This is a genomic window from Hyunsoonleella ulvae, assembly GCF_016827605.1.
Lineage (GTDB): Bacteria > Bacteroidota > Bacteroidia > Flavobacteriales > Flavobacteriaceae > Jejuia > Jejuia ulvae.
The window spans coordinates 488,135-500,743 of the sequence record NZ_JAEPJQ010000003.1 but is presented as its reverse complement, the minus strand read 5'-3'; the positions used below and the strand labels follow the sequence as shown (position 1 = coordinate 500,743).

General features: G+C 32.5%; 12 protein-coding genes. 6 read left to right on the top strand and 6 right to left on the bottom strand.

Translation table 11 applies throughout. The features are described 5' to 3' along the window. Positions 1 to 187, bottom strand: a 187-nt coding sequence (locus JS605_RS17540) for a hypothetical protein (protein ID WP_239000327.1), incomplete at its 3' end; no start/stop codon positions are given. 176 nt (positions 188 to 363) lie between these two features. Beyond that, positions 364 to 2,403, bottom strand: coding sequence for a putative porin (locus JS605_RS11195; protein WP_203257810.1), 2,040 nt, complete (start codon positions 2,401 to 2,403; stop codon positions 364 to 366). A gap of 105 nt (positions 2,404 to 2,508) precedes the next feature. Between JS605_RS11195 and JS605_RS11190 the strand changes: the two genes are divergently transcribed. From JS605_RS11190 to JS605_RS11170, 5 genes are all read left to right on the top strand, one after another. Further along, positions 2,509 to 3,108, top strand: a complete 600-nt coding sequence (locus JS605_RS11190; RefSeq protein ID WP_203257809.1) for a ribonuclease HII — start codon at positions 2,509 to 2,511, stop codon at positions 3,106 to 3,108. 107 nt (positions 3,109 to 3,215) lie between these two features. Beyond that, positions 3,216 to 5,633, top strand: coding sequence for a ribonuclease HII (locus JS605_RS11185; protein WP_203257808.1), 2,418 nt, complete (start codon positions 3,216 to 3,218; stop codon positions 5,631 to 5,633). A gap of 113 nt (positions 5,634 to 5,746) precedes the next feature. Beyond that, positions 5,747 to 7,288 carry an OmpA family protein gene (locus tag JS605_RS11180; protein WP_203257807.1) on the top strand — a complete coding sequence of 514 codons (1,542 nt, stop codon included), beginning with the start codon at positions 5,747 to 5,749 and terminating at the stop codon, positions 7,286 to 7,288. 2 nt (positions 7,289 to 7,290) lie between these two features. Further along, positions 7,291 to 7,968, top strand: coding sequence for a TapB family protein (locus JS605_RS11175; protein ID WP_203257806.1), 678 nt, complete (start codon positions 7,291 to 7,293; stop codon positions 7,966 to 7,968). Positions 7,969 to 8,086: 118 nt separating this feature from the next. Next, entirely contained in the window at positions 8,087 to 9,136 is a 1,050-nt protein-coding gene (locus JS605_RS11170) for a nucleoid-associated protein (protein WP_203257805.1), read from the top strand. A gap of 37 nt (positions 9,137 to 9,173) precedes the next feature. Here JS605_RS11170 and JS605_RS11165 read toward each other — a convergent pair whose 3' ends face one another. From JS605_RS11165 to JS605_RS11150, 4 genes are read right to left on the bottom strand one after another with little or no spacing between them, the layout of a single operon-like run. Next, the gene (locus JS605_RS11165) at positions 9,174 to 9,683 is read right to left on the bottom strand and encodes a hypothetical protein (RefSeq protein WP_203257804.1); all 510 of its coding nucleotides are present in this window, start codon (positions 9,681 to 9,683) and stop codon (positions 9,174 to 9,176) included. Next, complete coding sequence (lipB, locus tag JS605_RS11160) at positions 9,683 to 10,390, bottom strand: lipoyl(octanoyl) transferase LipB (protein WP_203257803.1); 708 nt, start codon at positions 10,388 to 10,390, stop codon at positions 9,683 to 9,685. Before lipB ends, JS605_RS11165 begins: the two co-directional genes overlap by 1 nt. A gap of 2 nt (positions 10,391 to 10,392) precedes the next feature. Beyond that, positions 10,393 to 11,151, bottom strand: a complete 759-nt coding sequence (locus tag JS605_RS11155; protein WP_203257802.1) for a hypothetical protein — start codon at positions 11,149 to 11,151, stop codon at positions 10,393 to 10,395. 42 nt (positions 11,152 to 11,193) lie between these two features. Then, positions 11,194 to 11,352 carry a YqaE/Pmp3 family membrane protein gene (locus tag JS605_RS11150; protein WP_130937416.1) on the bottom strand — a complete coding sequence of 53 codons (159 nt, stop codon included), beginning with the start codon at positions 11,350 to 11,352 and terminating at the stop codon, positions 11,194 to 11,196. Between the two features lie 140 nt (positions 11,353 to 11,492). Between JS605_RS11150 and JS605_RS11145 the strand changes: the two genes are divergently transcribed. Beyond that, on the top strand, positions 11,493 to 12,551 hold the full coding sequence (locus JS605_RS11145; RefSeq protein WP_203257801.1) for a helix-turn-helix domain-containing protein: 1,059 nt from the start codon (positions 11,493 to 11,495) through the stop codon (positions 12,549 to 12,551). Positions 12,552 to 12,609 lie beyond the last annotated feature (58 nt).

The following is a 12,609-nucleotide window of genomic DNA, read 5'->3' as shown; positions in this document are numbered from 1 at the left end:
TTTTTAATTGCGCAATGGCTTTTTTCATATTTTTTTGCCCTTTTTTTAAACTCGTTTTTAAGACCCTTATTACGTGGGGGTTACAGGGAAAAAGTTTTTGTGTTAGTCGCCACATAGATGGTGTGAGGTGTTGAGACCCTGTGACCTGCACAGGCAACCTGGCATGCTCTGGCACCCTGACTGACATAGATTAACTTATACATATAGATATATGTATATATGGAGCACCGTCCCATGGAAAGGGCCAAAGCCAAAAACCGACCCCGGAACGCCCCTAGACCTGTCTGATCTCCCAAATGATTCCCAATGTAAACACTCAAGCTTATATCGATGTACCGAGAAACACTGTCTGAAAAATTATAGTTACAAAAAGAAGTTCCAAACTATACCGAATCTAATTGTAAAATCTCGGTATGGGTAATTAGGTGCTGCGTAATAATTGTATCCCGTAATTGCTGAATTAAAATGCTCTGCTTTTAGAAAAATACGGGTTTGTCGGATTTTGGCATTGATAAAAAAGTCTAATCTTGGAAACTCTCCAAACTCCCTATCGTTTTGTACATAAAATTCAGCTAGAACAGGATTATAACCATTCATAAAGTATTTGGTAAAGTAATTTAACGTTACTCCCGTTTGTAAGTACATAGCCCTTTTAAATACATCTGAACCAAAATAGAGCGTATTTCGTGTTGTGATTTGGGGTACGTTTAATACGTTATTATCGTCCTGTACATTTTGATATAGCACAGTATTATTTAAGGCAAACTTACCTACTTTTATCTCGTTCTCCAGTTTTGCTCTTAGATAATTAATCGTGGCATTGTTTTGATATGCTCTGATAGATTCCGTTTCTGTAATGTTTTCATCTTGTTTGAAATAAACATAATCTGAAATTGCAGAATAATCAACGGAGAGATTTACCAATTGCTTATACTTGATTTGAAATGCCAACTGTTGGGTTTCTGTGTTACCAAAGCTATTTTGCCAATTATAATCTTGATAATTACTTTGATACAATAACGCATTGAAGTTTGGGGCCCGGGAACTATGATTTATAGACACTATGGCAAATATGTCGTCCGACACATTATAAGATGCTTCTCCTTTTATAAAGTTACCCGTAAAATCTCCTGCAATATTGATACCTACTTCTCCTTGTATATTGAAACCTCTGTAAAATTTACGGTATTTTCCTCCTGCCGCATAAACATTACCTTTTAAACGGTTGGTTATTGTTCTATCATTAAACACCACCAATTTATTATAACCATAATTGTAGTGTGTATTACTGATGTTTACTCTAAAATCTCCCAATTCATCATTAAGATAACTAAGTTCAAATTGATTGTACAACCGCTCTAGAGTTACACGATCTCTAAAACTTGAACTTGTAAAGGCATCTCCAAAAAGAGTGCTTTGACTTGTTTGGTCATACTGAAACGATTTATCTTCAAATGAAACTACATGGTTTAACGCCAACTTATATGTTGATATTGAATCTTTTGGATTTTTAGGCTTTACCTTTTTTACTACTTTATTAAGTGCATTATAAGCATGATCTAAATGAAAACGCTTTCCTCTCAGAATATTTTCAGCGTTTTCAAAATTAGGATCAAAAATAGCCCTATCTAAAAAGTCCTCTGCCCCAGATTCAAAATTTTCAATATCATTATCCTGCAGTCCGCCATTTTCTTGGTTTAGTAAATCTTGCATCACAACATGCCCTCGCATTTCATATCGGTTATTTTTAGTTTTATAATTTGTAGTAAACCTAAAATTACCTGTACTTGTTAGAATATGCTGATATTTCCCCAGTGAACGCAAACCCTTATAAGCTATTGAAAAATTAAACCTTGGGGTCGTATTTATTGTAAAAAAGGAATCAGCTAATTGCCCTTGTTCAAATGCGGTTTTGTAAAAAAGTTCTGTTAATGGGGTTGGTACCTTGTAATAATAAATATCTTCCACCTCCATATAATTAAAATGTCGAGCCCTAGCACCAAATAGCGGCAAAAGATCGGTATTCTGAAAATTATATGTTAAGCTATTGTAGGTCTGCCCTAAATTAGAAAATGGCATTAACCCAAAATTGTCTCTCCTTAGATAATTAAATTTGTATTCCTTTTGAATGGTTAAAGTAGTATCTACAAAGGTGGTATCCCTGTTATGAGAAATGATAAGATAATCTTGAATTTTAGCTTTTTCCTCACCATCTTCCCCTTTTTTTTTGGTCAATTTTCCCAACAAACTCTCTTTAGACTTTTGTTTGGTATTTGCTGTACTATCTGTTTTTTGCGTTTTTGGAGGTGTTTTTTTTAAAATAGGCATTTGTGACGGATCTCCTTGACCAAAAACCACTGTAGTATACAACACAAAAAACAATAGAAAAGCTAACTTCTGCATAAAAACTTTAAAAACGTTGCAAATGTAAATACAAAATATGATAACGTCGTAAAATGAAAAAATTATTTAGTTGATATATTAAATTATTCATAATACTTTTGATTCATGCTAATTTTTAAGCACACCAAACACACTTATGAATGTGGTACTGACGAAGCTGGCCGTGGGTGCTTAGCTGGTCCAGTAACTGCAGCCGCCGTAATTTTACCTGACACCTTTAAAAATGAAATTCTTAACGATTCAAAACAATTAAGCGAGGTAAAACGTGAAGCTTTAAAACCCATAATTGAAAATGACGCATTGTGTTACGGCGTATCTCACGTGTTTCAAGATGAGATTGACCAAATTAATATCTTAAACGCATCTATTTTAGCTATGCACAAAGCTATTGACAAGCTTAAAACCCTACCTGAATTTATTATTGTTGACGGAAATAAATTTAAACCCTACCGATCCATTCCTCATGAAACCATCATCAAGGGAGACGGAAAATACTTGAGTATTGCTGCAGCATCTGTTTTAGCAAAAACCTATCGCGATGCCTACATGAATAAAATCCATGAAGAATTCCCAATGTATAATTGGAAGCAAAACAAGGGCTATCCCACAAAGCAACATAGAGAGGCTATAAAAAAGTACGGTATCACTAAATACCACAGAACATCTTTTAAGTTATTACCAGAACAGTTAAAATTGGATTTATAGATTTCAATACTTTTTGTCATTTATAGCATAACTCAGTTAATAAACATATTGAGTAGTATCTTCTTTTTATATCTCATTTTATATTTTAGCAGAAATTTGATGATTCCATGAAATTCTTTCTGTACACCCTCCTATCCCTATCCATTTTAAGCTGTACAAACTCCAAAAACAAGCGACTCCAATTAATTGATTTTGCACCTCAAGATTCAGAAATCATTATAAAAACATCAAATTTTGAAAGTTTAAAAGCTGCAATTGAGAACAACACGCTTTTAAATACACTACCCGATGCTAGCATTTATAAAGATTTACAAATTAAACTACAACATACAGCAATACTAAACCCTAGTGGGGAGGTTTTAATTTGCCTATCAAAAACTTTAAGCGATAGCGTAGCATGTACTGTAGTAGCCAAATATTCTGAGTCATTATTTAAAACTGATTCTTTAAAAAATTACATTCAAGAAAAACTCAAATACAAATCGCATACCATAACAAAATCAACAATTGAAAATACCGTTTTTTTCAGTGCATTGGTTGATAGTACTTTTATTTTATCGTCTTCAGAAACCATAATTAATGATGCTTTTAAGGACTCAGAAAAGTCATCAGGTCTAAAACACCTATATAATGTTGCAGGAGCAAATGAAAACCTATCCATTCTATCAAAAACAAACAGTTCTCTAATTCCCTCTTTTTTTGTAGAGGATACATTAAACTCAAGTAATTTAAGTGATTTTTTAGCCTTAGACATAGAGATATCACAAGATGACATCTATATAAACGGTATTGCAAAATCTTTAGATACTTCTAGAAAGATTATCGATGTATTTAAAAACACTATACCTCAGGAAAACCAAATGCAACATATTACACCTGGTAACAGCGACGGGTATTTAAGTTTCACGTTTGATGACTTTCAAGTTTTGAAAGAAAACATCTTGCATTACCGTACTAGAGACTCTATATCTGAAAGCGCACCTCTATTTAATGCCATTACAGAAGTTGGGATAATTTATGAAAATGAAAAACGTGCTGTTGTACTAAACTCCATTGATGCCATTGCCACCCAAGATGCCCTACTGGACAACCAAAATAAAATAACAACCTATCGGGGTATTGAAATTTTTGAGTTTACTAAATCTGAAATTTTTGCGGAAACATTCACTCCCCTCATTAATAATCGCATTACACCCTCAAAATACTGCATCATTGAAAATTACTTTGTTTTTGCAGAGTCTACAGAGCTTTTGCAAAATATTATTGCCAACTACCAAAACAAAACCACCATGGGTAGTCGCGGTTATTTTAAGGCTCTAAGTGAAAACCTAAGCAGTGAGAGTTCTTTAATGTTTGCCGCCAGACCTGAGCTTTTAGATATCGTCTTTAAAAAAAATTACAATTTTAAAAACCATAGTCTTTTTGCAACCCAATATATTTATGATACCGATTTTGCTCATATTCATGCTGGTGTTATAAAAGGCAAACAAAAACAAGCACAACACTCAATTTCTGAAAGTTTCAATATAAAATTGGACACAGAAATTTTAAATACACCGCAATTTGTTAAAAACCATATTACTAAAGAAAAAGAAATTGTAGTTCAGGATCTCAACAATAAGCTGTATCTAATTTCTAACAAAGGAAAAGTTCTTTGGAAAAAACAACTCAATGGTGCTATCATTGGGAAAATTGAACAAATTGATATGTATAAAAATGGCAGGCTCCAATTAGCTTTTGCCACAGCACATAACGTTTATGTTATTGATAGAAAAGGAAGAGATGTAGCGCCTTTTCCTTTAAAATTTAATGATGTAATTACGCAACCGCTCTCGGTTTTTGACTATGATAAAAACAAAAAATATCGTTTACTAGTTACTCAAGGAAAAGATGTATTGATGTATGATGCGAGAGGCAAAATAGTATCAGGTTTTACTTTTAAGAGTGTGAATAGCAATATTATAAGCCAACCAAAACACTTTAGAATTGGCAATAAAGATTACTTAGTTTTTAAAACTAAAAACAAACTTCACATCTTGGATCGTATTGGGAGAGTTAGAGTAGCTCCAAAATCAAGCAACACTTATTCGAACGAACCTGTTTTCCTTTATCAAAATAAATTTACCACAACCACAAAAGATGGAAAATTAGTTAGTATTGATACCAGAGGCAATGTAGCTCTTGTAAATTTAAATCTAACCAACAATCATAATTTAGAGACTACAAGTAAAACAAGAGTAACATTTCACGATAATAAATTAGGTATAAAGAGTAGGGTTTTAGAGTTGGATTATGGCAACTACACCAGACCAACCATTTTTTATTTAAACGATAAAATCTATGTTTCCATTACCGACCTCCAAGCAAAAAAAGTACTCCTATTCGATAGCCAAGGCAAACTAATACCAAATTTCCCTGTATATGGTAATTCCTCAATTGTATTAGACAACGTTGACAGAGACAAAAGTTTAGAGTTTGTTACCAAAGGCGATACAAATACCATTATACTATATCAAATTAACTAGCTTATTTACAATGAGATAATTAACATATAAATGTTGATTAAATTTACTTAAGCTTTTTGATACTCAAAAACTAATATCTATATTTACCACAGCTATTAATCAAACTTTTGTTAATGAAATTCTTGAAAGATGCGCAAAGCATTCTAATTCTTGGATCATTTTTCTTATTCCTGATCCCATCACTAGACGCCCAAACCAAACAGCTTAAACGCCCAAAAAGTCGTGTAGGCATTTCTAGTGTTGACAGCTTTGTACAGGAGTCTTTCGATATTTATGATAAAGTATACAAATACGATGGCTATGCCGAAGCGGGAACACCGTTAGACGATGAAGACATTGATGTTTTAGAAGACGCACTTGACGATTTAGAAGGGCTTAGCGCAAGTGCTCCAGATATTTTGGGAGACATAGATGGCGCTAGTGTTTTAAAACAGGGTAAGGCTACGCTTCAAATCAATAAGGCAAAAAAGGCGTTGAAGTATAGTATTAAAACTTCTAAGGAACTACTTCTAGGACAACGTAAACGAGATAAAGAAGAAGAGCCTGAGACAACTTCCAATGAAAGTGATCCTGAGAATAACCCCTCTAACAATGAAGACAATACTAAAGCGGAAGTTAAAGAAGATAAAAACATATCTGACGATTTAGAAGTTTACAGTAAATATGATTTTGTTCCTGGAGACAAACTTTTATTTTTTGATGATTTCTCTAGAGACTTTATTGGCGACTTCCCAAGCAAATGGAATACTAATGCTTCTGGCGAAGTGGTAAAAATAGGAAACAAAGGCAAATGGTTTGAGCTTAAAACAGGTTATGGTGTGTATTACATACCCGATGTAAAAGATTTACCAGAAGATTACACAATAGAGTTTGATATTCTAACCAAAGGTATTAGCAATCAAACATCATCTACCGCAAAGCTTGCAGTGTATTTAAGCGACAATGACAAATTTAATGATGGTACTAATTATGCTTTCGTATCAATTCCCCTGGGACAATATGGCGCTTTTTCTTTAAGAGCCAGGAATTATTTCACAAGCGATGGAGGAACCATTAATACAGATATTAAAGCTGATGTTAGGAAAGCTGTTTTAAACCAACCTCACATTGCTATTTCTGTCACTAAAAAACGATTTAGACTATGGGTAAATCAAACCAAATATATTGATATCCCAAGATTTATTCAAGAGGTCAATATTTTAAAATATTTAAAATTTCATTTAAATAGCCTAGCTGATGGCAAGGAGCATTTGTATATTTCAAACTTAAAAATAGCAGAAGGTGGTGTGGATTTAAGACGTAAACTTATGTCTGAAGGTAAAATTTCCACCAATGGTATTTTATTCGACTCTGGTTCAGCGAATATCCAACCGCAATCCTTAGGTATTGTTCGTCAAATATCCCAAGTTTTAATGCAAGATGATAGTATAAATTTAAAAATTATAGGCCACACAGATGCTGATGGGTCTGATGAAGCTAATTTAAAACTATCCAAAGCTAGAGCAGAAGCAGTAAAAAATGCACTTATTAGCATATATAACATTTCGAGCGACAGACTTGAGGCTGACGGAAAAGGAGAAGGAGAACCTGTTGGAGACAATAACACTACCGATGGAAAAGCACAAAACAGACGTGTAGAATTTATTACTATGTGATTATGAAAAAGATTTTTATATCATTATTATTAACGCTATGTGTTAGTTTCTGTGCTACTGGACAAGATGCCTGTAGTGTATATTACCCTCATAAAAAGGGCACTACTTTTGAAATTACAAATTATAATAAAAAAGGTAAAAAAGAAGGTGTTGTAAAGTATACTATTTCAAACGTTGAGGGAAACACAGCGACTATTGAAGCTGTAATTTTAGACGAAAAGGATAAGGAAGTTACTACTACATCATACAACATAATGTGTGAAGGCAATAGTATTTCAATAGATTTTAAATCTTTAATTAGTCCAGAAATGCTACAACAGTATAAGGATATGGATATTGATGTATCTGGAACCAATATTGAATTGCCTAACGATTTAGACATTGGAAAAAAGCTTAAAAACGCTAATATGATTATGACCATAAATATGGGAGGCATGAATATGAAGATGACCATGGACATCATCAATAGAACAGTGGATGCTAAGGAAAACATAACTACCCCAGCAGGTTCATTTGATTGTTATGCGTTAAGTTATGATTCTGAAGTAAAAATGGGCATAAAAACATCGTTTACAATAAAAGAATGGATAGCTGAAGGTGTTGGAGTTGTAAAAACAGAATCGTATAACAAAAAAGGAAAACTAATGGGATATTCTGAGCTTACTAGTTTTAGTAAATAATTTTTAACCACCAAAATACAAGTCCTCGAATCTAGGCGTCAAAGTGCTTTTGCTTTGGCGCCTTTTTTGCTCAACTTTCAACTTAATTTAATACTATTGTAGTCTGAATAATTTACTTATGATTTCACGGAAAAACGCTTCTATTTCAAAATTCATCATCCATAAAGTTGGCAATAAGTTTAGCGATACCAAAAATGCCTTTTCAGAAAAAACTGTAGATTTTGATGAAGCTAGTTACGATTTAATGCTACCGTTTCTTTTAAAACCTTTTGGCAGCGCTGTACAAAGCTATCGTTTTAATCATCATGCAAATGTTGCCTTAAACGAAATAAACACCTACTCAGCTCAATTATTTACTGAAGATGATGCTTTCATAGAAGTTTCTAAACACATAGTAATGCATTTGTATGAACAATCTAATTCAGCAAACATAAAAACCGGAGATGTCTTGGTTGTAGAGTTTGAGGGTATAGAATTTAGAGACATTACCACCAATGCTATAGGTATTTTTAAAATTGAAAGCAAAGTAAATTTTTTCCAAACTTATTTAGAAAACAATAGTTATGATGTGCTAGTCCAAAAAGGGATTAGCTCCAAAAAAGTTGACAAAGGTTGTTTGATTTTAAACCAAAGTGATTCTGAAGGAAATATCATTTTTAGTATTGATAATAATAGTTATGATGCCCAATATTGGACCAATCATTTTCTAAACATAAAATATGCTGATGATGCCAATAGCCATACACAGCAGTACATTGAACTTTGCAAAGATTTTTCTACTGAGATTTTAAAAACAACTTATGGGGCGCAAGAACAAAACACCTTTTTAGCAAAAACCATAGATTTCTTTAAAGAAAATGAAATTGTAAATGTAGAGCGATTTAAAGATGAGCTTTTTGAAGAAGACAAGCACAAAAGAGAATTTGATACTTATAAAAAAGAGTTTGAGGGTGAGCAGAACCTGGTAATAAGAAATCAATTTGATATTGCAGAGGCTGTTGTAAACAAAGAAAAGCGTAAGATAAAAACCGATATTAAACTTGACACAAATATTCAAATAAAACTAGACATCGATGCCCCAGATGCATCAACAGAATATCTAGAACGTGGCTACGATGATGAGAAGAAAATGCATTACTATAAAGTGTTTTTTAACGCAGAAAACTAAACGGCTTAAGTCTTGTTATGCTGGACAAAAAGACGTTTTAAAAATCAAAATCTTCGCCTTGATGTCCTTTTATATCATCAATGGAATCTACATAATTGCGTGCTTCATGATTAATAATTCTTTTATAAAGCGCACTTGTTTCTAAAGCTAGAAAAACAGCTAAGACCAATATTAGAATTGTAATTACTAGTGTAACTAGCATATTTATGGGCATTTCTCCACCAAAACTCTCGAAACTTATATAGATGAAATATAAAAAGTATAGCGAAAAGCAAAATAAAGTTAATGAAAACAAGATATTCCCAATCCAAAATAATCTTCCTGTTATTTCGAGGTTTTTAGTTTTTGACCTGTAAAATTTCATGGTTTTAATCTGGTAAACAATACTCAAAACACCACCAAGAATTGTTGCTAATAAAAACAACATTTCATACTCAAACTTAGCTTGTTCAATTATAAGAATGCTATAAGTTGCAAAAGATACTAACGCTACGATTGCAATACTTAAAATCAATAATGTGATTTTAACCCCCCTTTTTACTTTCATTAAGATATAATTAAAAACTCAGCCTCAAAAAGCTTAGAAAAATGCTTTAACAACTTTTCTTTTACCTCATCCTCATTTATTGTTTCTACCCCTAACTCTACATTTAAACTGGTAACTGCCTTACCACGAATACCACAAGGAATAATATTATCAAAATATCCTAAATCTGCATTTACATTTAAAGCAAATCCATGCATCGTTACCCAACGGCTAGCCCTAACACCCATAGCACAAATTTTACGGGCAAATGGCGTACCTACATCTAACCAAACCCCAGTTTCTCCTGGGCTTCTCTCAGTTTTTAATCCATATTCATCTAAGGTAAGAATAATCATTTCTTCTAAGAATCGAAGATATTTATGGATATCGGTAAAAAAGTTTTCTAAATCTAAAATGGGATACCCTACAATTTGTCCAGGGCCATGGTAGGTAATATCTCCCCCCCTATTTATCTTATAAAAGGATGCTCCTTTTTCTTTAAGCTGCGCTTCATTTAATAATAGGTTAGACAAATCTCCACTCTTACCTAAAGTGTACACATGAGGATGCTCTACAAATAAAAAATAATTTTGGGTTTCAAGATTAGCATCTTCTCGCCTATTTTTAACTTTTGTATCAACAATAGCCTTAAAAAGTTGTTCTTGATAATCCCAAGTATCTTTATAGTCTTTAAAACCTAAATCTTGCAGCTCAATTTTTTTATTCAAAATTAATCTTCTAAAACAATTTCTAAATTCATAACCTCAGGATTTGTTAAATAATCCATTAAACCATATTCTATGATAACAGTTTTTCCATCTGCACTAAACATAGCTTTATCGTTAGAAACAGACTTTACTCTTCTTGGGAAATGATAATTCAACTTATACTTTGAGTTAGCAAACATCATTGCCGCCTGCCCTAAACTATCCATCATTTGTTTTTGTAGCTCTTTATCAACCACAGCAACCTGTCTCTTAAATACACCATTATTAAACGAATAACTTAGGTTGGAATTTCCTCCTTTTGCAAATGCTGAAAAAGGATTATTAGGATCATTAATTTTGGCAGCTTTTTTACCTTGTAAATTACTTACTGTATTTAAAGCTGAAAACATATCTTGTAATTCATTGGTACTTTTAAAATCGGTAAAAATTTCCATGTTAAACTTCTTATCCTTTTCACTCATGAGCATATGGACAGAAAATTTCTCTATAGCTTTAAGTTTTTCCTGTTCTTCTTGGGATAAGTTGGCAATACTATCTCGCTTTTCATCAAATATCTCTTTAAACGTAAATGTAGAATCCATATCTTTTTCTCCAGGATTTTCACTCATTTTTTGTCCTGCCATTTGCATAATCTCAGAAGCATCAAAACTAAACTCCATTCTACCAGAGCCATCTTCGTTAAGATAGATGTTTTCAGAAAACTGACAACTAGTTAAACATAAGGCAACACACACTAAAAAGAATAAGGTAAATCTGTTCATTTAAAATATTTTATTGGGTTTAAAAATCCCAACAAAGATACGCTAATTCTTAGGATTATTTAAGATAACTAAGGCAGCTATAACTCCAGGAACCCAACCGCAAAGCCATAACAAAAACACAATAATAATTGAACCGCAACCCTTATCTATAACTGCTAAGGGTGGACAAATAATAGAAAGAATAACTCTAAAAATACTCATAATAATTTTTTAACGATACTGAAATAAATTCAGTACGGTTTGATGATTAGTTATTTGACGTTAACTTGCACATTTTGTTACATTAACAAAACTACCCTCTTAACATTTAAAGTTAATAGAATTTATAGTAGATTCGTGTTATGAGATTTTTGGGTTTTATTTGTTGTTATATCTGTTTTAACTATCTAGGCTTTGCCCAGCATAATTTTAATGGTTTTGTTGATACCGAACGTTGGCACAATACTGTATACCTATCTGTTATTGAAGATTACAGAACAATTGAAAATATTGACAACGAACAGATTATATCTAAAACTACTGCTGACACCTCTGGATATTTTCAATTTACAGGCAACCAATTAGAAACTGTACATCGCATCTATAAATTACATGTGGATAACTGTGAAACCCAAGACCACAACAGCAATCATTTTAATGGCCACTGTGCAGATAGTAAAGACATTTTATTTATAGCCAAAGACACAGACACTATTAGTTTTCCTTTGTCTTTTGATGCTGAAATGTTTTGCGACATAACATCTACCAACCCAAGAACTGGAGCTTTTATAAGAATTGACTCTCTAAAAGAGGAAATGAAATTTGCCTACTCCGAATACAGAAGTAAAGCCAACAGAGACCTTAACAACAAAAAATGGTTTAAGTCTTTACAAGAATTTGGAAAACAGCTAGATGAACCTTTAGCAGAACTATATATTTTTTCGTTTTTATCTGACAGGAGAAGTACGTTTCATTCATATTATCTAGAAGACTTAAAACAGAATCCTTATTACGATAATGTTCTAAAAAGGCTTGAAAAAAAATATCCAAACTCTACATACGTCAAGCAATATGAAGCCGAAATCACTTCAGACAAATATTTAATTTCACCCAAAACAACTCCATCTTCCATTAATTGGATGTATATCCTTTTAGCTTTATTAGCAATATCACTTTTAATCAATTTCTGGTTCATATCAAGATCTAAAAGAAAAACAGAAAAACTAAAGACTGAAACAAAAGATCAACTCACAAAACAAGAACAAAATATTCTTGATTTAATATTGGAAGGCCATACAAACAAAGAAATAGCTGAAACACTATTTGTTAGTGTAAGCACTGTAAAAACGCACGTAAACAATCTCTACAAAAAATTAGGTGTTAATTCAAGAGACAGCCTAAAATCTCTGTTTAACAAGTAATTACAAAATTCAACCCTGGTACTAGTACCAATTTCAACCCAGCATTGTACTATAGTTT